Source organism: Streptomyces sp. NPDC033178 (assembly GCF_055577685.1).
The window spans coordinates 22,260-45,238 of the sequence record NZ_JBVIPT010000026.1; the positions used below are offsets into that span (position 1 = coordinate 22,260).

18 protein-coding genes are annotated in these 22,979 nt (G+C 70.1%); 6 read left to right on the forward strand and 12 right to left on the reverse strand.

The annotated features are described in order from the left end of the window. Positions 1-47: 47 nt before the first annotated feature. Both ACZ5VQ_RS43545 and ACZ5VQ_RS43550 read right to left on the reverse strand, forming a co-directional pair. Positions 48-2,813, reverse strand: coding sequence for a protein kinase (locus ACZ5VQ_RS43545; protein ID WP_469109848.1), 2,766 nt, complete (start codon positions 2,811-2,813; stop codon positions 48-50). Positions 2,814-2,967: 154 nt separating this feature from the next. Further along, the gene (locus tag ACZ5VQ_RS43550) at positions 2,968-5,175 is read right to left on the reverse strand and encodes a serine/threonine-protein kinase (RefSeq protein ID WP_469109849.1); all 2,208 of its coding nucleotides are present in this window, start codon (positions 5,173-5,175) and stop codon (positions 2,968-2,970) included. A gap of 213 nt (positions 5,176-5,388) precedes the next feature. Between ACZ5VQ_RS43550 and ACZ5VQ_RS43555 the strand changes: the two genes are divergently transcribed. Continuing rightward, positions 5,389-5,589 (forward strand): hypothetical protein, encoded by a 201-nt coding sequence (locus ACZ5VQ_RS43555; protein ID WP_469109908.1) that lies wholly within the window; start codon positions 5,389-5,391, stop codon positions 5,587-5,589. A 208-nt stretch (positions 5,590-5,797) separates the two neighbouring features. Here ACZ5VQ_RS43555 and ACZ5VQ_RS43560 read toward each other — a convergent pair whose 3' ends face one another. Then, positions 5,798-7,504 (reverse strand): glycerol-3-phosphate dehydrogenase/oxidase, encoded by a 1,707-nt coding sequence (locus ACZ5VQ_RS43560; protein WP_469109850.1) that lies wholly within the window; start codon positions 7,502-7,504, stop codon positions 5,798-5,800. Positions 7,505-7,777: 273 nt separating this feature from the next. Between ACZ5VQ_RS43560 and ACZ5VQ_RS43565 the strand changes: the two genes are divergently transcribed. Beyond that, positions 7,778-8,983, forward strand: coding sequence for a nucleotide sugar dehydrogenase (locus ACZ5VQ_RS43565; protein ID WP_469109851.1), 1,206 nt, complete (start codon positions 7,778-7,780; stop codon positions 8,981-8,983). 735 nt (positions 8,984-9,718) lie between these two features. Here the strand turns inward: ACZ5VQ_RS43565 and ACZ5VQ_RS43570 are convergent. From ACZ5VQ_RS43570 to ACZ5VQ_RS43585, 4 genes are all read right to left on the reverse strand, one after another. Then, positions 9,719-10,843: a GuaB3 family IMP dehydrogenase-related protein gene (locus ACZ5VQ_RS43570; RefSeq protein WP_143639123.1), complete on the reverse strand. Its 1,125-nt coding sequence runs from the start codon at positions 10,841-10,843 to the stop codon at positions 9,719-9,721. 115 nt (positions 10,844-10,958) lie between these two features. Continuing rightward, on the reverse strand, positions 10,959-12,464 hold the full coding sequence (gene guaB, locus ACZ5VQ_RS43575) for an IMP dehydrogenase (RefSeq protein ID WP_469109852.1): 1,506 nt from the start codon (positions 12,462-12,464) through the stop codon (positions 10,959-10,961). 464 nt (positions 12,465-12,928) lie between these two features. After that, positions 12,929-13,516 (reverse strand): sigma-70 family RNA polymerase sigma factor, encoded by a 588-nt coding sequence (locus ACZ5VQ_RS43580; protein ID WP_266497194.1) that lies wholly within the window; start codon positions 13,514-13,516, stop codon positions 12,929-12,931. A 271-nt stretch (positions 13,517-13,787) separates the two neighbouring features. After that, a complete protein-coding gene (locus tag ACZ5VQ_RS43585) occupies positions 13,788-14,399 on the reverse strand; it encodes a response regulator transcription factor (RefSeq protein WP_003948568.1) in 612 nt (203 codons plus the stop codon). Positions 14,400-14,779: 380 nt separating this feature from the next. Here ACZ5VQ_RS43585 and ACZ5VQ_RS43590 point away from each other — a divergent pair, with 380 nt between their 5' ends. Continuing rightward, entirely contained in the window at positions 14,780-15,115 is a 336-nt protein-coding gene (locus ACZ5VQ_RS43590) for a WhiB family transcriptional regulator (protein ID WP_189837172.1), read from the forward strand. Between the two features lie 86 nt (positions 15,116-15,201). Here ACZ5VQ_RS43590 and ACZ5VQ_RS43595 read toward each other — a convergent pair whose 3' ends face one another. Beyond that, positions 15,202-16,098, reverse strand: a complete 897-nt coding sequence (locus ACZ5VQ_RS43595; RefSeq protein WP_469109853.1) for a LysR family transcriptional regulator — start codon at positions 16,096-16,098, stop codon at positions 15,202-15,204. 79 nt (positions 16,099-16,177) lie between these two features. Here ACZ5VQ_RS43595 and ACZ5VQ_RS43600 point away from each other — a divergent pair, with 79 nt between their 5' ends. The 3 genes from ACZ5VQ_RS43600 to ACZ5VQ_RS43610 all read left to right on the forward strand — a co-directional run bounded on the left by ACZ5VQ_RS43600 (position 16,178) and on the right by ACZ5VQ_RS43610 (position 18,707). Next, positions 16,178-16,861, forward strand: coding sequence for an MOSC domain-containing protein (locus ACZ5VQ_RS43600; protein WP_469109854.1), 684 nt, complete (start codon positions 16,178-16,180; stop codon positions 16,859-16,861). Positions 16,862-17,080: 219 nt separating this feature from the next. Continuing rightward, the gene (locus ACZ5VQ_RS43605) at positions 17,081-17,854 is read left to right on the forward strand and encodes an SDR family NAD(P)-dependent oxidoreductase (protein ID WP_469109855.1); all 774 of its coding nucleotides are present in this window, start codon (positions 17,081-17,083) and stop codon (positions 17,852-17,854) included. 145 nt (positions 17,855-17,999) lie between these two features. Further along, a complete protein-coding gene (locus tag ACZ5VQ_RS43610; protein ID WP_469109856.1) occupies positions 18,000-18,707 on the forward strand; it encodes an ester cyclase in 708 nt (235 codons plus the stop codon). Positions 18,708-18,827: 120 nt separating this feature from the next. Here ACZ5VQ_RS43610 and groL read toward each other — a convergent pair whose 3' ends face one another. The 4 genes from groL to ACZ5VQ_RS43630 form a co-directional block, all read right to left on the reverse strand. Continuing rightward, entirely contained in the window at positions 18,828-20,450 is a 1,623-nt protein-coding gene (groL, locus tag ACZ5VQ_RS43615; protein ID WP_362072429.1) for a chaperonin GroEL, read from the reverse strand. A gap of 139 nt (positions 20,451-20,589) precedes the next feature. After that, positions 20,590-20,898 (reverse strand): co-chaperone GroES, encoded by a 309-nt coding sequence (groES, locus tag ACZ5VQ_RS43620; RefSeq protein ID WP_015035628.1) that lies wholly within the window; start codon positions 20,896-20,898, stop codon positions 20,590-20,592. A 298-nt stretch (positions 20,899-21,196) separates the two neighbouring features. Continuing rightward, on the reverse strand, positions 21,197-21,967 hold the full coding sequence (locus ACZ5VQ_RS43625) for a polysaccharide deacetylase family protein (RefSeq protein ID WP_469109857.1): 771 nt from the start codon (positions 21,965-21,967) through the stop codon (positions 21,197-21,199). After that, positions 21,964-22,965 (reverse strand): polysaccharide deacetylase family protein, encoded by a 1,002-nt coding sequence (locus tag ACZ5VQ_RS43630; RefSeq protein WP_469109858.1) that lies wholly within the window; start codon positions 22,963-22,965, stop codon positions 21,964-21,966. The genes ACZ5VQ_RS43625 and ACZ5VQ_RS43630 overlap by 4 nt, the downstream gene beginning before the upstream one ends. Positions 22,966-22,979 lie beyond the last annotated feature (14 nt).

The window sequence follows — 22,979 nt, forward strand, 5'->3', positions numbered from 1 at the left end:
CGGGCAATCGGATGTCAGCCGGACGTCGGCCAGTGGCCTGACAGGTCTCAGCCAGTGGCCTGATAGGTCGCCGCCGCCTGCTCGTAGAGCCGCGTCACCTCGTCCCGCTCGGCCTCCGGACCGAGCACCTGCACCACGTGGTACCGCCCGTCGACGATGATCGCGAGATTGCGTACGAAGACCTCGCGCCCCTGGGCGTCCTGCCAGGTGAACTGCCCCTCGGCCATGGTCCGTCCGCCCACCTCGATGCGCCGCATCCCGCTGGACGTGGCCCACGTCGAGTCGCGGAACGGCTGCAGCTCGCGCTCGTCCTCACGCTGGTACGTCATCGGATCGGTGCCGTACTCACTGGTCGTGTCGCGGCCGGGCACGACCAGCAGCTCGAAGTCGCCCTGGGAGTAGACGATCTGGCCGCGGCCGTTCTTCCCCGTACGGTCCCAGCCGTTGGCGACCGCGACGCGGAAGCCCTCGGAGTCCTTGCGCAGGGTGAAGCCCTGTGCGACCTCGGGTCCGGTGGTCCGGGTGCTGGAACTGGACGACTGCGTCGGGCTGTTCTCCTTGCTCGGCGACTTCTCGTCCTGCGGATCCGTGCCCGCGTTCCCGTCCGTGCCGGTGTCCGTGTCGGCCGAGTGCCCCGGGGTCGGACTGACGAGGTCCCCCGCGGAACCGGTCCGCTCACCGGCGTTGTCGGACTTGGGCATGAAGGCCACGGCATACGCGACGGCCGCCGCCATGGCCAGCAGTATCAGCAGAAGCAGCGTGCGGCCGAGCCGACGGGGCTTGGCCTCCCTGCCCCGCTTGGACCGCTTGTGGCGGCCGTGCGGGCTGGTGTCGGGCAGCCCGGCGCGGCGCCTTCGGACGAGCTCGCCCCGGCGGCGCACGACGGGCAGCCGCTTGGGATCCACGGGCGGCGCGGCCACGACGTACGTCCCCGCCTCCGGCTCGGGCGCCGACCGCACCAGCGAACGCAGCCAGCCGCGCAGCTCCTCGAAGTCCAGCCGCTCGGTGGGGTCCTGGCGGAGCAACGACTCCACGACCGGCCGGAGCGGCCCGCACTCCTCGGCGAACGCGGGCGGCTCGGCGCACACCAGCTGCACCAGCTCGGCAGTGTTCTCCTCGGGGTAGGGCGCGTGCCCCTGAACGGCCCGGAAGAGCAGCGCCCCCAACGCCCACAGGTCGGTCGCGGGCCCGATCGGCGCCGCCAACTGCCAGTTCTCGTGCACGGGCCCGGCCTGCTCGGGCGCCCAGCGCTCGGTGACCGGTCCGACGACAGCCATCCGCGCCTGCCGCGCCCGCTCGGCCGCCAGCGCGGTGGCGGGGCCCCGATGGGCGGCGGGCGCGGAGTCGGCGGTCAGCCGGCTCCACTGGGTCGGGGCCTCAGTGGTGGTGCTGGCGCTGTGGGCAGGGTCCGCGGTGTGGGCAGGATCCGTGCCGTAGGCGGGATCGCCGGTGTTGGCGAAGTGGCCGGCGATGCCGTTGCTGTGCCCGGTGTGGGACACGCCGTTGCCGTTCCCGGGGAATCCGGTGCCGTCACCGTGGCCCGGTAGGCCGCTTCCGTTGCCCCCGCTGCCGCTGCTTCCGGCGCCGGGACCGGGCAGCGCGGGAGGCTGGCTCTGTCCGTTCCCGCCCAGTTCGGGCGCACCATGACGCGGCGCCGCGCCGTGCCAGGAACTGGACCGCCCCACCCCGTACGGATCGGCGATCTGCCCCGGCGGAGAGGTGTGCTCCACTCCGAGCCCGGAGGTCTGTCCGACCTCGGCCTCTCCCTCGGCGGGCTGGGACCGCGGCGCGGGCAACGCCGCGTTCCGGCCGTCCCGCTGTTCCTCCTGCACGCGGGCCGCGGCCCGCGCGCCCGCGCGGTAGGCCGCGATGGCCCCGGCCCGCGCGGCCCGCACATCACCGCCGGCGTCCAGCGCCCGCTGCCCCGCGGCCGACGCCTGTGCCCGGGAGACGGGCGACAGCCCTCCGCCACCGCCGGGCACGGCCTCGACGGCGGCACGACCGCCACCGGCAATCCGCGCACCGGGCACACCACCCGAACCGCCCTGCTGGGACTGCCCGTGCTGACCATGCTGACCGAGCTGGCCATGAGGCCCGGACGAGCCTGTGGGACCAGACGAACCGGCCGAACCAACCGGGCCTGTCTGCCCTGGCGGACCGCCCGGCGTTCCGGAGCCGCCCGCGTCACCCTCACCGTCGGCGGCCGGCACCGGGTCGTACCCGCACAGCGCCTCCTCCGCGGCCCCCGCGGCAAGCCCCGTGAGCATCACGCGCCCGTCGTCGCAGACGAGCACCGTGCGCGCGGTGATGTTCCGGTGCACCCATCCATGGCCGTGCAGCACCCGCAGCGCGGTCAGCACGTCGGAGGCCACCTCGGCGGCCCGGTACGGACTCAGCGGCCGCTCCGCGAGCAGCGCCGCCAGTGGCCGCGCGGCCACCATCTCACTCACTATCCACAACGACCCGCCCTCGGCGAACACGTCGAAGACCTGGTCGAGCCGCGGATGGTCGGGGATCTGGGCCGCGGCCTGCGCGGCCTCGATCGCACGCCGCACCGCCGGTTCGGTGGGCCGCCGTGTGGTCCGCGCGGACGGCCGCCGCACTCCGGCGTCCCGGGCCACGAACCCGTCGGGCAGCCCGTCCGCGTCGAGCACCTCCGCCTCGACGATCTCGGGCAACGGCACCTGCCGGACCAGGACTTCCTGCCCGCTGTACGTGTCGAAGGCCCGGGTCTCGGCGAGTTCGTACTCGTCCGACGGCGGCAGCGGCAGACGGTAACGGTCGGCGAGTACCCGTCCCGCATAGTCGTCCACGATGCCTCCCCCGGCCGCCCGGTTGGTCAATTCCGTTCGCCATGCGTCCCGTTGTGGCTGCAGATGTGGCTGCGTACGGTCCGCAACCACTCACGATACGTGCCGGAGGCAACCCACAGTGAGGAGATACGAGATCTCAGGAATCTCGTGCCCCTCAGGACTTCGGTTCGAACGACTTCGTCAGCGTCCGCCACGTGTTTTTACGAAGCTCGGTGTCCCATTTCGAGCCCTTCGCGGTGTACATGAGCCCATATCCGAGGCTGTCGTTGACCACGAACCCGCGGTCTATCGACCGGTACTGGGTCCCACCATCAACGTAGGTGAACTCCCAGTCGGCCGTGTTCCAGCCGCGGTAGTCCACCTTCTCTATTCGGATGCGCTTGTACTGCGACCGCTGCATGAACTGCTCTTGGTTCTTCCAGTCCGCCACCGGGTCGCTCTTGGGCGTCGTGGTCCACCCGACCAGCAGCTTCTGCCCGTCAGGACCGGCGAACCGGGACCCTGCCGCACTCGTGGCCTCGTACTTCCATCCCTCGGGCAGCCCGATCGAGAATCCCTGCCCGCTCTTGTACGTCTCCGCGGCGCCGTCTCCCGAACCACTGCCGGAGTCGTCGTTCGAACCGCCGGTCCCGCTCGAAGCGCTCGCACTCGGCGAACTGCCGGTGTTCGCGCCCCCGCCGGCGGAGTCGGTCTTCTCTCCGCTGTCCTTTTCGGTACCGCTGTTCTCGTCCTGCTTGGTGTCGCTGCCCGCACTCGCCCCGCTGGACGCCGACTTGTCGTCGCCGCCCTTGTTCTCCTTGGCCCCGGAGTCGTCACCGCCACTGAGCGTGACGGCGAGGATCGTGCCCAGCACGGCCAGCACGACGACCACGGCGGCGATCACCAACGCCCGCCGGGGCACCACATCGGTGAGCGAGGCCCTGGGCGCGACGGTCCGCGGATGCGTCTCCCCGGCACCACCCGAACCCCCGCCCACCGAACTGAAGTTCACTTCGGAGGCAGCAGAAGCACGCCCCTCGGCCGAACCAGCCGCACCCGCGGAGGCAGAACGAGAAACAGCTTCAGAGGCCGAGCCCGAGGAAGAAGCAGCGGCAGAGGAGGGCGAAGCGGGGGCGGAGGTAGAGGGGGAGGCCGCAGGAGCGGCCGAGGCCGAGTTCAAGTTCGAGGGCGAGGCCTTGGCGGCCTTGCCGTCCGACCCCTCCGGCGTCGTCGGGGCCTCGGTGTCCGCGGCTTTCCCGGCACCGGCTTTCCCGGCACCGGCCTTCTCCGCACCGGCCTTCCCGGCTCCGACCACCGCGGCGGCCCCCGCCGCAGCAGCAGCGGCCCCCTTGCCCTTCCGCACGGAACGCAGCGCCCCGCGGAGCCGCTCCACCGGCTCCTCGCCCTTCTTGCTCCCGCCCGCGGCCCTGCCGCCCGAACTCTTCTTCTTGGCAGGGGCGTCCACCGGAAGCTCGGGCAACGGCACGACCTTCGTCGCGTCCGCCGACTCCGGCTCGTCCTCCTTGGGCTCGGGCGCGTGGATCACCTCGGTGAGCATCACCCGGGCGCCGGCGTCGTCGAGCCGCTGCTCGGGGTCCTTGACGAGCAGCCCGTAGATGGCCTTCTCCAGCGGTCCGGCGTTCTTCGGCTGCTCCAACGGCTCCGTCATCACCGCGGTGAGCGTCGCGATGGCGGACCCCTTGTCGTACGGCGGGACGCCTTCCACCGACGCGTACAGCAACCCGCCGAGCGACCACAGGTCGGCCGCGGGGCCGGGCTTGTGCCCCCGCGCGCGCTCGGGCGAGATGTACGAGGGCGCGCCGACGAGCATGCCGGTCGAGGTGATGGACGGGTCGCCCTCCACCTGCGCGATACCGAAGTCGGTGAGCACGACCCGGCCGTCCTCGGCGATGAGCACGTTCGACGGCTTCACGTCCCGGTGCAGGATGCCCTCGCGGTGGGCCGAACGCAGCACGTCGAGGATGGCCAGCCCCACCTCGGCCGCCCGCTTCGGCGTGAGCAGCCCGTCCTCGCGGATGACCTCGGCGAGCGACTTGCCCTCGACGAGCTCCATCACGATCCACGGCCGGTTGTCCTCGTCGACCACGTCGAAGACCGTCACCGCGCCGTTGTTCCGGATCCGCGCGATGGCCTTGGCCTCACGGAAGGTCCGCGTGATCAGCCGCCGCTTCTCGTCCTCGTCGATCCGCGCCGGCAACCGCAGTTCCTTGACCGCGACCGTCCGGCCCAGCGTCTCGTCCTTGGCCCGCCACACGGTGCCCATGCCGCCGCGGCCGAGGACTCCTCCCAGCCGGTATCGCCCGGCGAGAAGACGATCGCTCTCGTCCTGCCGGGATGCTCCCGCGCGCTCCGCCTCCGACATGCGTCCCCTCATGCAACCCGCCCTGACAGAGCCTCCATTGTCACCCACCCGACCACCGTCCGACGCCCCGGGTGCCCCCTCGCGGAAGCATTCCTTCCCCGCGCCGCCCCTCACCTGCCCCGCCCGTCACCCGGCCGAGCCCGTCCCTCACGATGAGCGGCGACAAGGAAGGACCTCATGCCACCTCATGAGGACGCTACTGACCCTTCCTGTGTGCCTGCCCCTCCTCACCCCGACCTCGACCGCCTCGACAACTCCCGCGCCCCGGCCGTGGACACCGCCCCGACCGACGCGATCCGCCCTGCCGACGCCATCCATCGCGTCCTCACCTTCCGCGTGGGCACGGATGCGATCACAGACCCCGACCTCGAACCGGCCCTGCTCGCCGCCGAGTTCTGCCCCCGCACCCCGTAGAACGACCGGGTTCCGAGCAAAGATCCCAGCTCAGGACACTCGTTCGGGTGACACCCGGGAACCATCCGCTCGGACTCCCGGACCGCCACCACAACCCGGCCGCCATCGCCACAGCCAGGCGGCCACCACGGTCAGGCAGCTCTACCTTTCTGAAGCCACCACCGCCAAGCCTCCTCGGCGCACGCGCGCCTTCCACCACCGTGCCCGCCTACAACGGCACGATGTCCGGCGCCCCCAGCCGAGCAGCGTCGGCCGTCAGATCGTCCGGCTGCCGCTGCGACTCCCGCTCCGCCTCCACCCGCTTCTCGTAGTGCTCGACCTCGCGCTCGATCTGGTCCTTGTCCCAGCCCAGCACCGGCGCCATGAGCTCCGCGGCCTCCCGCGCACTGCGCGTACCCCGGTCGAAGGTCTCGATCGAGATGCGGGTCCGCCGTGTCAGCACGTCGTCGAGATGCCGTGCCCCCTCGTGCGAGGCGGCGTAGACGATCTCGGCGCGCAGATAGTCCTCGGCGGCGGACAGCGGCTCGCCCAGGGAGGCGTCGGCGGCGATGAGATCGAGCAGCTCCTCCGCGAGTGCCCCGTACCGGTTCAACAGGTGTTCCACGCGCACCACATGGAGCCCGGTCCGCGCGGCGATCCGCGCTCGCGCGTTCCACAGCGCCCGGTATCCCTCGGCGCCGATCAGCGGGATGTCCTCGGTGACGCACTCCGCGACGCGCTGGTCGAGCCCGTGCACCGCCTCGTCCACCGCGTCCTTGGCCATCACCCGGTACGTCGTGTACTTGCCGCCCGCCACGACCACGAGCCCGGGCACCGGGTGCGCCACGGTGTGCTCGCGCGACAGCTTGCTCGTGGCGTCCGACTCGCCGGCGAGCAGCGGCCTCAGCCCCGCGTACACCCCCTCCACGTCATCACGCGTCAGTGGCACGGCCAGTACCGAGTTCACGTGCTCCAGCAGATAGTCGATGTCCGCGCTGGACGCAGCCGGGTGGGCCTTGTCGAGGTCCCAGCCGGTGTCCGTCGTCCCGATGATCCAGTGCCTGCCCCAGGGGATCACGAACAGCACGGACTTCTCCGTACGCAGGATCAGTCCGGTCGTCGAGGTGATCCGGTCCTTCGGTACGACCAGATGGATGCCCTTGGACGCCCGGACGTGGAACTGGCCCCTCTCGCCCACCATCGCCTGTGTGTCGTCCGTCCACACCCCGGTGGCGTTGACGACCTGCTTGGCGCGGATCTCGTACTCCCCGCCCCCTTCGACGTCCTGCACCTTGGCGCCGACGACGCGTTCGCCCTCGCGCAGGAAGCCGGTCACGCGCGCGCGGTTGGCGACCTTCGCTCCGTACGCCGCCGCCGTGCGCACCAGGGTCGCCACATAACGGGCGTCGTCCATCTGCGCGTCGTAGTACTGCAGTGCCCCGACCAGGGCGTCCTTCTTCAGGGCGGGGGCGACACGCAGCGCGTGACGGCGTGACAGGTGACGGTGCATCGGCAGTCCGCGCCCATGCCCGCGCGCCATCGACATCGCGTCGTAGAGCGCGACGCCCGAACCGGCGTACAGCCTCTCCCAGCCCTTGTGCTGCAGGGGATACAGGAACGGGACGGGCTTCACGAGGTGCGGCGCGAGCCGCTCCAGCAACAGCCCGCGCTCCTTCAGCGCCTCCCGTACGAGCGGGAAGTCGAGCATCTCCAGATAGCGCAGACCTCCGTGGATCAGCTTGCTCGACCGGCTCGACGTGCCCGACGCCCAGTCACGCGCCTCGACCAGACCGGTGGACAGACCGCGGGTCACGGCGTCCAGTGCCGTGCCCGCACCGACCACGCCTGCTCCCACGACCAGCACATCCAGCTCGTGCTCGGCCATTCCCGCGAGTGACTCGGCGCGCTCCGCCGGTCCCAGTGTCGCTGTCCGCACAGTTGCCTCCCGCTGTTCTGTCGCGCCGGGCTCACCCGTCCGGCGAGGCCCGGCTCACATCCCCCATGCCCAAATTCTCAACCCGTTGCCCGCCTTCGGCCACCACCGGCCGTCCGCCTGTGGATATCTCTCGGTGACTTCCGGAGAAACACAGCCGAGCAATCCCGCAAATCGATCATATTTACTCCTAGTCTGACATTGCACTCGCCCGTTCTGTCCACAGGGCTTGCACCCTTGTCCCCCTTCGGTTACTGGGAAGGACGGCCCACCGCCATGCCCGCAGATCTCGCCGTCATCGGTCTCGGCCAGCTCGGCCTGCCCCTGGCCCAGGCCGCCGTCACCGCCGGCGTCCCCACACTCGGCTACCAGTTCGGCGACCCCGCGCCACTGGCCGCCGCCGACCTTCGCCGGATGCTCTCGACGGGCTTCCGGCCGGCCACCAACCCGGCCGAACTCGGCCGTGTCCGTACCGCGGTCATCTGCGCGCCGACCCCGCGTGGCGCGGACGGCGCGCTCGACCTGGATCAACTGGCCGACGCCGCCCGCACCCTGGCCGCACACCTGCGCCCGCACACCACGGTGATCCTTGAATCCCCCGTCTACCCCGGCACGACGGAGGAATTCCTCCGTCCGCTCCTCGAAGAGGGCTCCGGCCTTCGCGCGGGCCGCGACTTCCACCTCGCGTACTCACCCAGCCGCGTCGACCCGGGCAACCGCGACCACACCCCCGCCAACACCCCGAAGGTCATCGGCGGCCTCACCCCCGCCTGCACCGAGTCGGCCGCCGCCTTCTACGGGCGTCTCACCGACAAGGTGGTACGCGCGCGTGGACCACGGGAAGCGGAGACCGTGCAGCTCCTGGAGACCAACTACCGGCACGTCAACATCGCCCTCGTCAACGAGATGGCGGTCCTCTGCCACGACCTGGGCGTCGACCTGTGGGACGTCATCCGCTGCGCCGAGACCAAGCCGTTCGGTTTCCAGGCCTTCCGCCCCGGCCCCGGCGTCGGCGGCCACGCCGTCCCCCGGGACCTCGCGGGCCCGCGGACCCACTCCCTGCGCATGGTCGAACTGGCCCAGCAGGTCAACAACCACATGCCCCAGTACGTCATCCAGCGCGCGGCCACGCTCCTCAACGAGCACGGCAAGTCCGCCCGCGGCGCACGCGTGCTCCTCCTCGGCATCACCTACAAGCCCGACCACGCCGACCAACAGGGCTCCCCCGCCAAGGAGATCGCGACCCGCCTGATGGAACTCGGCGCCGCCGTCAGCTACCACGACCCGCTCGTCCCGTCCTGGAGCATCCTCGACCGCCCGGTCCCCCGCGTGGACTCCCTCTACGAGGCGGCCGCCGACGCGGACCTGACGATCCTCCTCCAGCAGCACCGCACGTACGACCTGCAGGGGTTGTCGGTGAAGGCCCAGCTGCTGCTGGACACGCGGGGGGCTACGCCTACGGGGGCGGCGCACAGGTTGTGACCGGGGGCGCGCGGGGCGGTCCTTAGCCTCTGCAGCTGGTGGCCCCGAGCGCTCCACGCCGGTACCGTACAAAAGGTGTAGCCCACCGCAGCGGTCACTGCGGCAGGCTCCAGGATGGTTCACGGAGTGTCCGCCCCTACTGTGTATGGGGGCGGCCGCTCACCAACCGAAAATTCGCAAGACCCACCTCCTCCGGCACCACGCCGCCGACAGCGGAACCGGTACCGTAGAAAGGGTGGAGCCCACCGCAGATGGCGCTGCAGCAGGCTCCAGGATGGTTCACGGAGTGTCCGCCCCTAGTGTGTGTGGGGGCGGCCGCTCACCATCCGAAAATTCGCAAGATCCACCTCCTCCGGCACTTCACCGTCCACAAACGGATCCGGTCCCAGCGGGTGGGCTTGCGATGGCGGCCCATGGGCGCCCCCTTCCACGACGCCGCCCAGTGGCCCGGTAGACGGCTCGTCGGAACTCGGGCCGGGCCCCGAGGGCCGGGGTCCGGAACCATGTCCTTGGAAGGGGGCACCCCACACAACTGGGGCGCCGAACAGGGACGCTATCGCCTCGACACGGCCGTCCAGCGCGCATTCGCCCCGAACGCAACCACGCGCCCCCTGCCGCACAACGCGCCCCACACCAGGGCCACTTGAGCACGCGAAGGGGCCGGGTCACCCACGTGAGTGAGTGACCCGGCCCCTTCGTCAGTTCAAGCCGAGCCGAACCGGCCTCGGCCCGGCGTCACCGCTTGTGCTGCGAGTCCGCCACAGTGACCTCGACCCGCTGGAACTCCTTGAGCTCGCTGTAGCCGGTCGTCGCCATGGCCCGCCGCAGCGCGCCGAAGAAGTTCATGGAGCCGTCGGGCGTGTGCGAGGGCCCGGCGAGAACCTCCTCGATCGTGCCGACCGTGCCGAGGTCGACCTTCTTGCCGCGCGGCAGCTCGTCGTTGACGGCCTCCATGCCCCAGTGGTGGCCCCGGCCGGGCGCGTCGGTGGCGCGCGCGAGCGGGGAGCCCATCATCACGGAGTCGGCGCCGCAGGCGATCGCCTTGGGGAGGTCGCCGGACCAGCCGACACCGCCGTCCGCGATCACGTGCACGTACCGGCCGCCGGACTCGTCCATGTAGTCGCGGCGGGCCGCGGCAACGTCGGCAACCGCGGTGGCCATCGGAACCTGGATGCCCAGCACGTTGCGCGTGGTGTGCGCGGCGCCGCCGCCGAAGCCCACCAGGACACCGGCCGCGCCCGTACGCATCAGGTGCAGGGCCGCCGTGTACGTGGCACAGCCGCCGACGATGACCGGGACGTCCAGCTCGTAGATGAACTGCTTCAGGTTCAGCGGCTCGGAGGCACCGGACACATGCTCGGCCGACACCGTCGTACCGCGGATGACGAAGATGTCGACGCCCGCGTCCACGACGGCCTTGGAGAACTGGGCGGTGCGCTGCGGCGAGAGCGCGGCCGCGGTGACCACGCCCGAGTCGCGCACCTCCTTGATGCGCTGCCCGATCAGCTCCTCCTTGATGGGAGCCGCGTAGATCTCCTGGAGACGGCGGGTCGCGGAGTCCACGTCCAGCTCCGCGATCTCGTCGAGGAGCGGCTGCGGGTCCTCGTACCTCGTCCAGAGGCCTTCGAGGTTCAGGACGCCCAGGCCGCCCAGCTCGCCGATGCGGATGGCGGTGGCCGGCGAGACGACCGAGTCCATGGGGGCGGCCAGGAACGGCAGCTCGAAGCGGTAGGCGTCGATCTGCCAGGCGATCGAGACCTCCTTCGGGTCTCGCGTACGGCGGCTCGGGACGACGGCGATGTCGTCGAAGGCGTACGCCCGGCGGCCGCGCTTGCCGCGCCCGATCTCGATCTCAGTCACGTGTGTGGCCTTTCCCTCTTCGCTTCTGCGCCTCCCAGTATCCCCGACACCCACGACGAGGGCGGTCCCGGATGCTCCGGGACCGCCCTCGTCTCAGGTGTCGGCTGGGTGGCGACTACTGATTACGGCTGTAGTTCGGCGCCTCGACCGTCATCTGGATGTCGTGCGGGTGGCTCTCCTTGAGGCCCGCCGACGTGATCCGTACGAAGCGGCCCTTGGTCTCCATCTCGTCGATGGAGGCGGCGCCGACATAACCCATGGTCTGGCGCAGACCGCCGACGAGCTGGTGCAGCACGTTGGCCAGCGGGCCGCGGTAGGGCACCTGGCCCTCGATGCCCTCGGGCACGAGCTTGTCGTCGGAGGCGACCTCGGCCTGGAAGTAGCGGTCCTTCGAGTACGACCTGCCCTGGCCGCGGGACTGCATGGCGCCGAGCGAGCCCATGCCGCGGTACGACTTGAACTGCTTGCCGTTGATGAAGAGCAGCTCGCCGGGCGACTCCTCGCAGCCGGCGAGGAGACTGCCCAGCATCACCGTGTCGGCGCCAGCCGCGAGGGCTTTGCCGATGTCTCCGGAGTACTGCAGTCCGCCGTCGCCGATCACCGGGACGCCCGCGGCGCGGGCCGCCAGAGCGGCCTCGTAGATGGCGGTGACCTGCGGGACGCCGATGCCGGCGACCACGCGGGTGGTACAGATCGAGCCGGGTCCCACGCCCACCTTGACGCCGTCGACACCGGCGTCCACGAGGGCCTGGGCGCCGTCACGGGTGGCGACGTTTCCGCCGATCACGTCGACGCCGACACTCGACTTGATCTTCGCCATCCAGTTGAGGGCGTTGCTGTTGTGCCCGTGGGAGGTGTCGACGATCAGGAAATCCGCACCGGCCTCGGCGAGCGCCTGCGCCCGCTCCAGCGCCTCGGGGCTGGCGCCGACCGCGGCACCGACGAGGAGACGGCCCTCGCCGTCCTTCGCCGCGCTCGGGTACTTCTCGGCCTTCACGAAGTCCTTGACCGTGATGAGGCCCTTGAGGATGCCCGCGTCGTCGACCAGCGGAAGCTTCTCGATCTTGTGGCGGCGGAGCAGCTGCATGGCGTCGTTGCCCGAGATGCCGACCTTGCCGGTGACCAGGGGCATCGGGGTCATGACCTCGCGCACCTGACGGGAGCGGTCGGTCTCGAAGGCCATGTCACGGTTGGTGACGATGCCGAGCAGCTTCTTGTTGCCGTCGGTGACCGGCACGCCGCTGATCCGGAACTTGGCGCACAGCGCGTCGGCCTCGGCGAGCGTCGCGTCCGGGTGAACCGTGATCGGGTCGGTGACCATGCCGGACTCGGAGCGCTTCACGAGGTCGACCTGGTTGACCTGGTCCTCGATGGACAGGTTCCGGTGCAGTACGCCGACACCGCCCTGCCGTGCCATGGCGATCGCCATGCGCGACTCGGTCACCTTGTCCATCGCCGCGGACAGCAGCGGAATGTTCACGCGCACGTTGCGGGAGATCCGGGACGAGGTGTCGACCGCGTTGGGCAGCACCTCGGATGCGCCCGGCAGCAGCAGCACGTCGTCGTAGGTCAGCCCGAGTGTCGCGAATTTCTCGGGCACTCCGTCGACGTTTGCAGTCATGACACCTTCCCCAAATGGCCTTGATCGGTGCGGATGTCCATGCTAACGGGAAGCATGGCTCTCTCATTCCACGGTTACGGGTGCCCCTGGGCTTCGTAGCTTCGTACGTGGAGGACGGCCGCCGCGTTCATCCGGCGCCCGCCCGTCGGGGGCACGGGCCTTGGGCGGGCCGTGCCCTGCGTCGCCGCCCCGCGCCTCGCCCGGGGCGGCGGAAAAAATTTGCCGTACTCATGAGAAAGCCGACCCTGCCGGGAGGCTCGCGCGGAGATCCACGGGCCCCGGCGGACCGGCGCACCGACCGTCCGCTCGCCCCACCGACCGCACGTCCGTACATCCGCTCGCCCCACCGACCATCCGACCGCACGTCCGCTCGGCCCACCGGTCGCCGGACCGCACCTCAGCCCGGTTTCGTCCGACCGCACCTGCCAGCAGGCACCCCGCCCTGGGGGCACCCCGCAGTCCGCCTACTGCTCCGCCAGTGCCCGCAAGCGGCTCAGCGCCCTGTGCTGGGCCACCCGGACCGCGCCCGGTGACATGCCCAGCATCTGGCCCGTCTCCTCGGCCGTGAGGCCCACCGCGATCCTCAGCAGGAGGAGCTCCCGCTGGTTCTCGGGGAGGTTGGCCATGAGCTTCTTGGCCCACTCGGCGTCGCTGCTGAGCAGGGCACGCTCTTCGGGGCCGAGCGAGTCGTCGGGCCGCTCGGGCATCTCGTCCGACGGCACCGCCGTCGAGCCGGGATGGCGCATCGCGGCGCGCTGCAGATCGGCGACCTTGTGCGCGGCGATGGCGAAGACGAAGGCCTCGAAGGGGCGCCCGGTGTCCTTGTACCGCGGCAGTGCGAGGAGCACCGCGACACAGACCTCCTGCGCCAGGTCCTCCACGAAGTGCCGTGCGTCACCCGGCAGTCGGGACAGCCGCGTACGGCAGTATCGCAGCGCGAGGGGGTGGACATGGGCGAGCAGGTCGTGCGTGGCCTGCTCGTCTCCGTCGACCGCGCGATGGACGAGCGCACCGATTGCCCCTTGGGCAGTGGCCGCCTCGTCGTCACGCATCGGTCCATGGTGCCTTGGCGTCGTCCTGTCCGTGGCACCGCGTCCGTAGTTGTGCACCGAAGCGTTATGAGCAGGTGCGCCGGAACTCATCTCCTGCGCCCTCCCCTCCCGCTCGACCGACTCGTTCCCGAGGAACTCCACACCTCAAGGATGCGGCATCCGCCGGGAAACGGGGATCGGGCGCCCGAACGGCCGATTTCGATCCCCCGTCGGGTCCGGCCCCACCCGCCGTGCGGCGGGCGGGGACACCCGTACCCCCGCGGCGGTTCACCTAGCGGACCAGGCCCCATCGGAACCCGAGCGCCACCGCGTGCGCGCGGTCCGAGGCACCGAGTTTCTTGAAGAGCCGTCGCGCGTGGGTCTTGACGGTGTCCTCGGAGAGGAACAGCTCACGGCCGATCTCCGCGTTCGACCGGCCGTGGCTCATGCCCTCCAGGACCTGGATCTCACGCGCGGTGAGCGTCGGCGCGGCACCCATCTCGGCCGACCGCAGTCTGCGCGGCGCGAGCCGCCAGGTCGGGTCGGCGAGAGCCTGGGTGACGGTCGCACGCAGCTCCGCGCGGGAGGCGTCCTTGTGGAGATAGCCACGGGCACCGGCGGCGACCGCGAGCGCGACACCGTCCAGGTCCTCGGCGACGGTGAGCATGATGATGCGCGCACCGGGGTCGGCGGACAGCAGCCGCCGGACCGTCTCCACGCCGCCCAGACCGGGCATGCGTACGTCCATCAGAATCAGGTCCGAACGGTCGGCACCCCAGCGGCGGAGGACTTCCTCGCCGTTGGCCGCCGTGGTCACGCGCTCTACGCCGGGCACGGTCGCCACCGCACGGCGGAGCGCCTCTCGGGCAAGCGGGGAGTCGTCGCAGACGAGGACGGATGTCATGGCCGTCCTCCGCAGCTGATGCGCGTCACCTTGAGCCTCCAGGCTGGTACGAATCGTCACCTGTGCGGTTGACGCTCTCGGACGCTTGCCCGAGCGCTTGTTCTTTCAACCGCCTCCGCACTCTCAACGACGGTCACCCGAAAGAGTTACGGGGCGGTGAGCCACGTTCGGCACTCTACGTGAGGGCACGGACACGGTGGAGACACCCACGGCCGACCCTCAAGGTTTCATCACAACCCATGCCCCATTTAGCCGCTTTTCTTCCCATTTACTGGTGTCTGAGGCTAGATTCGCAATGAGTCATATTTTCATCTCCTTAGATCGTAGATGTACGGTCATGGGCACGTAACCGCCCAGAACGGCTACAAGGGGACAACGAAATGGCAGATTTCTCCCGCCTTCCCGGACCCAACGCGGATCTGTGGGACTGGCAGCTCCTCGCGGCCTGCCGCGGGGTCGACAGCTCGCTCTTCTTCCACCCCGAAGGCGAGCGCGGTGCGGCACGGAGCGCTCGTGAGAACTCGGCCAAAGAGGTCTGCATGAGGTGCCCGGTACGCGCGGAGTGCGCGGCGCACGCCCTGGCGGTGCGCGAGCCGTACGGCGTGTGGGGCGGCCTCACCGAGGACGAGCGCGAGGAACTCATGGGGCGGGCGCGCAACCGCCTGGTCTCGGCGTCGGCGTCGACGTCCGGCGGAGGCACTCCGTCACATCACTGAAGGAACGTTTCTTCGAACGGGCACGCGCACGTGCCCCTACTTTCCGACAGGTCAGCCCTCAGACAGGCCGGCCGCTTTTCCTTGGGTCAGCGTGTCGCGGCCCGGGCCAGCTGATTCAGCGTGGCCGCCACCGCGGGCACCTGAGCGAGGTCCGGCAGTGTGAGCGCGACGATCTCCCGCCGCAGGGCAGGCTCGACCATCACCGTGCGCGCACCCCTGGGGCGTACGGACTCGATGGCGAGTTCCGGCAGGACCGCGACCCCGAGACCCGCTCCGACCAGGCCGACGACGGCCGGGTAGTCGTCGGTCGCGAAGTCGATACGGGGTGTGAAGCCCGCGCGCTCGCAGACCTCGACGAGCTGGCCGCGACAGCGGGGGCAGCCGGCGATCCACGGCTCGTCGGCTAGTTCGCCGATGGCGACCGTGCGGGCGCGGGCCAGCCTGTGCCCTTCGGGGACCAGGCCCACGAGCCGGTCCCTGAGCAGGGGCCGCACCACCAGGTCGTCCCACTCCTCGGCGCCCGCCGCGCCCTCGTACCGGAACGCGAGCGTCACGTCGCAGTCGCCCTCGCGCAGCATCTCGACCGAGCGTGGCGGCTCGGCCTCCTCCAGGGAGACGCGGGTGCCGGGGTGCGCGGCGCGCAGGGCGGCGAGCGCGGCCGGTACGAGCGTGGAACTGCCGCTGGGGAAGGAGACGAGCCGGACCCGGCCGGCCCGCAGGCCCGCGATCGCGGCGACCTCCTCCTCGGCGGCCGTCAGCCCGGCGATGATGCCCGCGGCATGCCGTACGAGAGCCTCGCCGGCCTGGGTCAGTCGCATCTCGCGGCCCGTACGGATCAGCAGGGGTGTGCCGACGGAGGCTTCGAGTGCCTTCATCTGCTGGCTGACGGCGGGCTGGGTGCAGCCCAGTTCGCGCCCCGCCGCCGAGAAGGAGCCGGTGGCGGCGACGGCGCGCAGCACACGGAGATGACGGGCCTCGATCACCCTCCGAGTATAAGCGAATCTTGGACATGGCGGAGAATATTGCGTCGAGGCTTTGGCTCGCATCGCCTAGCGTGCAGTCATGAAGCTTCTGTCTCTGAACCTCGGCCGCCCCAAGGCCGTCGACTACACGGACCAGGCGGAGGGCGTGACCGGGATCGACAAACGGCCGGTGGACGGGCCGGTGCGGGTGTCCGCGCCCGGGCCCAAGGGCGTCGGCGCGAGCGGGCTCGCCGGGGACGCGGTGTGCGAGCTGCGGCATCACGGCGGCGATCACCAGGCGGTGTACGCCGTCGCCCGCGAGGACCTCGACGACTGGGAGCGCGAGCTGGGGCGCCCCTTGGCCAGCGGAATGTTCGGAGAGAACCTCACGACGGAGGGCGTCGACGTGTCCGGCGCGCGGATCGGTGAGCGCTGGCGGGTCGGCTCCGAGGTCGTTCTCGAGGTCACCTCCGGGCGGATTCCCTGTCTCACCTTCCAGGGCCATCTGGGCGAGAAGGGGTGGGTCAAGCGGTTCACCGCGAAGGGCGCGCCCGGTGCGTATCTGCGGGTGATCGAGCCGGGTGAGCTGCGGGCGGGCGACCCGATCGAGATCGTCCACCGGCCCGAACACGAGGTGACCGTCGCCCTCCAGTTCCGCGCCGTCACGACCGAACGGGGCCTGCTGGCAAAGGTGTTGGAGGCAGGGGACGCTCTGCACCCGGAGGCGCTGAAGAATGCACGGGAGTACGTGGAGAAGTACGGGCGGGGGCGCGAAGTGAGCTGAGACCGCCGTCCCGCCGGGCCAGTTGGAGGAGCCCGGCGCCGACGGGCGGCCGACCCGGACACTTCGCGCAAATCCCGCTGCCGTCCGCCGCACCGCGAAGGCCGGGAGATGACGGGGCAGTTCGTCGTTGTGGAGGTTGTGGGGAAGGGACGGCCGACGGGTGCACTTTCGGGTCATTCGACGCACGGACAGCATGAGACAGGTCACTAATCTTGGGCCATGACAACGGCTCTGATTACGGGATCGACCGCGGGCATCGGTGCCGCCTTCGCGCGGCGGCTCGCCTCCGACGGGCACAACCTCGTGCTGGTGGCGCGTGACAAGAAGCGGCTCGGTGAGCAGGCGACGGAACTGCACGACCGGCACGGCATCGAGGCGGAGGTGCTGACGGCGGATCTGGCGACGGACGAGGGCATCGAGGCGGTGGCCGCCCGCCTCTCGGACCGCAAGAACGCGGTCGACCTGCTGATCAACAACGCGGGCTTCGGCAACAAGGGCCTCTATCTGGACGTACCGATGGCGGACGAGCTGAAGATGCTCAAGGTGCACTGCGAGGCGGTGCTCCGGCTGACGTCGGCGGCGGCCGAGTCCATGCGGGCGCGTGGGCGCGGCGGTGTCGTCAACGTGGCGTCCACAGCCGCGTTCGTGCCGCGCGGTACGTACGGGGCGTCGAAGGCGTGGGTCGTGCAGTTCACGCAGGGCGTGGCGAAGGACCTGTCCGGCAGCGGCGTCCGGCTGATGGCGCTGTGCCCCGGGTTCGTGCGGACCGAGTTCCACGAGCGGGCCGGGATGGGCACGGACAACATCCCGAACTGGATGTGGCTGGACGCCGACAAGGTGGTCACGGCTGCCCTGGCCGACCTGGCACGGGGCAAGTCGCTGTCCATTCCGGACCCGCGCTACAAGGCCCTGATGGGAGTCGCGAAGGTGACACCGCGGGCGTTGCTCAGCGGGATCAGTTCGAAGACGGGGCGGAAGTACGGGCCGAAGTGAGCCCGGTGGCGCGCGGTGACACGGACGGACACTTAGGCAACGGCACAGGCACAGGTGGAATCCCCTTCGGCTGAAAGACGGCCTGAGGGGATTTTCACTAAAATGGGCGTATTCAACCGGACTCGAAGTGCCGGGAGGCGGCGCCATGACTTTCGTACAGCTGATCGACTGCAAGACCAGCCGGATCGACGAGATGAACCGGCTCATGGACACCTGGGTCGAGCAGACCAAGGGCAAGCGGACCGCGACGCACAACGTGATCGGGAAGGACCGGCACGACGCGTCGCACTTCATCGAGATCGTGGAGTTCCCGTCGTTCGAGGAGGCGATGCGGAACTCGAACCTTCCGGAGACCGACCGGATCTTCCGGGAGATGGTGGCGCTCTGTGACGAGATGCCGACGTTCACGGATCTCGACGTGGTGCGGGACGAGCGGCTCTACAAGGCCAGCGTGCGCAATCTCTTCGGGCTGCTCGCCGGGAAGGGCACGCTGCCGACCTGGGACGAGACCGTCGCGGAGAACTACCACGACCACGATCCGGCCAACGCGCAGGACGCGATCGGGATGGACGCCATGCGCCGCGAGGTGGAGATGTGGCGGTCCGGCTTCGACTTCGTGTTCACCATCGAGGACCAGATCTCCGACGGCGACCGGGTCTGTACGCGCTGGACCTGGAACGGCACCCACAAGGGTGACTTCATGGGGATACCGGCCAGCGGCAGGCAGGTCACCATGACCGGTACGACCATTCACCGGTGCCGCGAGGACGGCAAGGTCGTCGAGGGGTGGTGGCAGTACGACCGGCTGGGGCTGATGGACCAGCTCGGAGTGCTGGACCAGCTGGAGGTCTGACCGCGCCGGGCCGCGCCGGCGACAGCACGAAGGCCCGGTCCCCCGCGACGGGGTACCGGGCCTTCGCCGGGCGCTCAAAGGGACGTACGCCCCCTCGGGCCGCCCGGAAGCGGCTTGCGCCTAGTGGGAGTGGCCGTGACCGTGGCCCGCGTCGCCCTCTTCCTCGGCCGGCTTCTCGACGACCAGGGTCTCGGTCGTGAGGAGCAGGGAGGCGATGGAGGCGGCGTTCTCCAGGGCGGAGCGGGTGACCTTGACCGGGTCGATGACGCCCTGCTTGACCAGGTCGCCGTACTCGCCGGTGGCGGCGTTGAAGCCCTGGCCCTTGTCGAGCTCGGCGACCTTGGAGGTGATGACGTAACCCTCCAGGCCGGCGTTCTCGGCGATCCAGCGCAGCGGCTCGACGGCGGCCTTGCGGACGACGGCCACACCGGTGGCCTCGTCGCCGGTCTTGCCGAGGTTGCCCTCCAGGACCTTCACGGCGTGGACGAGCGCGGAGCCACCACCGGAGACGATGCCCTCCTCGACCGCGGCGCGGGTCGCGGAGATGGCGTCCTCCAGACGGTGCTTCTTCTCCTTGAGCTCCACCTCGGTGGCGGCGCCGACCTTGATGACGCACACGCCGCCGGCCAGCTTCGCGAGGCGCTCCTGGAGCTTCTCGCGGTCCCAGTCGGAGTCCGTGGCCTCGATCTCGGCCTTGATCTGGTTGATGCGACCGGCGACGTCGTCGGACTTGCCGCCGCCGTCGACGATGGTGGTGTCGTCCTTGGTGATGGTCACGCGGCGGGCGGTGCCCAGCACGTCCAGGCCGACCTGGTCGAGCTTGAGGCCGACCTCCTCGGCGATGACGGTGGCACCGGTGAGACCGGCCATGTCGCCGAGCATCGCCTTGCGGCGGTCACCGAAGCCGGGGGCCTTCACGGCGACGGCGTTGAACGTGCCGCGGATCTTGTTCACGACCAGGGTCGACAGGGCCTCGCCCTCGACGTCCTCGGCGATGATCAGCAGCGGCTTGGAGGAGTTGGTCTGGATGACCTTCTCCAGCAGCGGCAGCATGTCCTGGATGGAGGAGATCTTGCCCTGGTGGATCAGGATGTACGGGTCGTCCAGGACGGCTTCCATGCGCTCCTGGTCCGTCACGAAGTACGGCGACAGGTAGCCCTTGTCGAAGGCCATGCCCTCGGTGAAGTCCAGCTCCAGACCGAAGGTGTTGGACTCCTCGACGGTGATGACACCGTCCTTGCCGACCTTGTCCATCGCCTCGGCGATGAGCTCGCCGACCTGGCTGTCCTGGGCGGACAGACCGGCGACGGCGGCGATGTCGGACTTCTCGTCGATCGGGCGCGCGGTCGCGAGGAGCTCCTCGGAGACCGCGGCGACGGCCGCGTCGATGCCCTTCTTCAGGAGGGCGGGGGACGCGCCGGCGGCGACGTTCTTCAGGCCCTCGCGGACGAGCGCCTGGGCCAGCACGGTGGCGGTGGTCGTACCGTCACCCGCGATGTCGTTGGTCTTGGTCGCCACCTCCTTCACCAGCTGGGCGCCGAGGTTCTCGTACGGGTCGTCGAGCTCGACCTCGCGGGCGATGGTGACACCGTCGTTGGTGATGGTGGGTGCGCCGAACTTCTTGTCGATGACGACGTTGCGGCCCTTGGGGCCGATCGTCACCTTGACCGTGTCGGCAAGCTTGTTGACGCCGCGCTCGAGGGCGCGACGGGCGTCCTCGTCGAACTTCAGGATCTTCGCCATGGGAGCGGTTCAGCCCTCTCGGAAAACGTGGGTGAAACGAACTGCGCCCCCGACGCCCGGCTTCATAAGGTCGCGGGGGCCAGGGGCGCAGTTCACTGCAATGCTGGTAATGCCGGGAATGCTGGTGGTGCCGGGTGAATTACTTCTCGACGATCGCGAGCACGTCGCGAGCCGAGAGGACGAGGTACTCCTCGCCGTTGTACTTCACCTCGGTGCCGCCGTACTTGCTGTACAGCACGACATCGCCGGTCTTGACGTCGAGCGGAAGACGCTCGCCGTTCTCGAAGCGGCCCGGGCCAACGGCCAGGACGACGCCCTCCTGGGGCTTCTCCTTGGCGGTGTCCGGGATGACCAGGCCAGAGGCCGTGGTCTGCTCGGCGTCGAGCGGCTGGACCACAATGCGGTCCTCAAGCGGCTTGATGGCAACCTTGGAGCTGGTGGTCGTCACGATCCGACCTCCCCCTTCGGAGATCTCACGGGGTTAACTGTCTGAGGTGGCGACCAGGTGGATCCGTCGTCGCGGGTGCCGGACCTGCCCGTCGCTATTGGCACTCTCCTGCGGTGAGTGCCAGGCCTGAGACTATGACTGCGATTAGCACTCGGTCAAGCGGAGTGCCAGTTGCCTCCGGCGGTCGGGGGATGTCCGGCGCCCGGAACCGGGGGTGAACGCCCTGGGGGCTGCCGCCCCCAGACCCCCGCTGATCGGCCTGAACGGCCTCGTCCTCACACGCCGGACGGGCTGGGAGCTACAGGTAGTCCTCCAGGCGGGCGACCGTGAAGCCCTGGTTCTGGACCCGGTTCAGGATCTTGGCCGTTGTCCGGGTGAGACTCGTGCCGTTCCGGCCCTCCGGGCAGTGGAGGATGTCGCCCGGGCGGAGGCGGTCCGTGTCGCGCCAGAGGACGATGGCGGACACTCCGCAGTCGGCGGCCGCGCGCACGGTGTCGGCGTTGTAGTCGCCGTAGGGCGGGCGGAAGAGGCGGGGGCGGATACCGAAGCGCTGCTTGAGCTTCTCCTGCTGGCCGCAGATCTCGGCGCGCTGGCCGGCGTACGGGAGGCCCGGCAGGTACGGGTGGTCGAGCGTGTGGTTCTGCACGGTCGCGCCGACCGCGCGGAGCCGGCCGAAGTGGGCGTACCCCGGCCCGACGACACTGTCCGTGAGGAACATCGTGACCGGCAGCCGCAGTTCGCGGACCATGTCGACGAACCCCGGGTCCTTCTCGGCGCCGTCGTGGAAGGTCAGGAAGACGACCCGGTCGCGGGTGGGGACGCGGTCGACGACGGGCGGCAGACCCGGTCCCGCGGTGCGGGCGGAGGGCCGCCGGTCGGGCGGGTTCGGCGCCGGGGTGAGCGGGGCGGTCAGGCCCCAGCGGCGGTACGGGTCCTCGGTGGGGCCGTACGTGCGTACCTTCTGCGCGGCCTTCTTGCCCAACCGCTCGATGGGGTCCACGGACTGGGCACAGCCGGCCAGGCAGACCAGGCCCGCGAGCAGTGCGGCAGCGGCCGGCCGCTTCCTCACAGGTAGTCCTCGATGCGTGCCACCGCGTACCCCTTGTCCGTGACCAGCTTCAGGAACCGTCGGACCATGTCCGGCATCGTGCCCTTCCAGTGCTCCTTGCCGCGGAAGTGGCTGAGGACGATGTCTCCGGGGTGGAGGTCGCGGTCCAGCTCGCGGTAGTCCCAGCGGTCGACGAAGACCTCCTCGTTCCACAGCGGGGCCGCCTTGATGCCGCAGGCCGCGGCCGCGCGCAGGGTGTCCTCGTTGTAGCTGCCGTAGGGCGGGCGGAAGAGGGCCGGACGCTTGCCGTAGCGCTTCTCGATCACGTCCTGCATGCCGCAGATCTCCTGCTTCTGCCGTTCGTAGGAGAGGTTCGGCATATAGCGGTGGTTGAGGGTGTGGTTGTTCAGGACCACGCCCCTGTCCTGCATCTTCCTGAAGTAGCCGTAGTCCTCTTTGACCAGGTAGTCGCTCAGGAAGGCCGTGTACGGGATCTTCAGCTCGCTCATCATCCGCAGGAACGCCGGGTCCTTCTCGGCGCCGTCGTCGATGGTGAGGAAGACGACCTTGTCCTTGGTGGGGATCGTGGTGAAGACGGGCGGCAGGCCTTCGTGGTCGTCCACCTCGAAGCCCTTACGGGTGCTGATGCGGGGCTTCCGCTTGGGGGCGGGAGGTGCGGACAGCGGGGGCCCGGCCAGCCCCCAGCGCTTTGCCGCGGTCGCGCGGGCGCGCTGCTCCTGGCGGAGCTTGGTGGCGTAGGCGTCCATGGCTCGCGCCGGTGGGGCCTTGAGGAGTTGCTGGCCCGCCGCGGGCTCGGCGGTGGTGGATGGTGCTTCTCCGCAGCCGGCCGCCAGTGCGGAGACCGTCAGGAGGGCGAGAGCGGTGCGTGCCGCGTGGGACGGCCGGATTGCGACCTGCGGGGCGGTGGGGGCCTGTCGCGCGGTTCCCCGCGCTCCTGAGGGGGTGCCCCCTGAGCCGCCATTTACCTCATTGCCATCATTTTGTCGTACAAGTCGCATGAACCCGGATCCTC

What these genes read in the sequence shown, in the direction of transcription:
- ACZ5VQ_RS43630 (WP_469109858.1), bottom strand. Translation starts at nt 22,965, where the DNA reads ATGCGACTTGTACGACAAAATGATGGCAATGAGGTAAATGGCGGCTCA.
- ACZ5VQ_RS43565 (WP_469109851.1), top strand. Translation starts at nt 7,778, where the DNA reads ATGCCCGCAGATCTCGCCGTCATCGGTCTCGGCCAGCTCGGCCTGCCC.
- ACZ5VQ_RS43605 (WP_469109855.1), top strand. Translation starts at nt 17,081, where the DNA reads ATGACAACGGCTCTGATTACGGGATCGACCGCGGGCATCGGTGCCGCC.
- ACZ5VQ_RS43600 (WP_469109854.1), top strand. Translation starts at nt 16,178, where the DNA reads ATGAAGCTTCTGTCTCTGAACCTCGGCCGCCCCAAGGCCGTCGACTAC.
- ACZ5VQ_RS43580 (WP_266497194.1), bottom strand. Translation starts at nt 13,516, where the DNA reads ATGCGTGACGACGAGGCGGCCACTGCCCAAGGGGCAATCGGTGCGCTC.
- ACZ5VQ_RS43550 (WP_469109849.1), bottom strand. Translation starts at nt 5,175, where the DNA reads ATGTCGGAGGCGGAGCGCGCGGGAGCATCCCGGCAGGACGAGAGCGAT.
- groL (WP_362072429.1), bottom strand. Translation starts at nt 20,450, where the DNA reads ATGGCGAAGATCCTGAAGTTCGACGAGGACGCCCGTCGCGCCCTCGAG.
- guaB (WP_469109852.1), bottom strand. Translation starts at nt 12,464, where the DNA reads ATGACTGCAAACGTCGACGGAGTGCCCGAGAAATTCGCGACACTCGGG.
- ACZ5VQ_RS43610 (WP_469109856.1), top strand. Translation starts at nt 18,000, where the DNA reads ATGACTTTCGTACAGCTGATCGACTGCAAGACCAGCCGGATCGACGAG.
- ACZ5VQ_RS43585 (WP_003948568.1), bottom strand. Translation starts at nt 14,399, where the DNA reads ATGACATCCGTCCTCGTCTGCGACGACTCCCCGCTTGCCCGAGAGGCG.
- ACZ5VQ_RS43590 (WP_189837172.1), top strand. Translation starts at nt 14,780, where the DNA reads ATGGCAGATTTCTCCCGCCTTCCCGGACCCAACGCGGATCTGTGGGAC.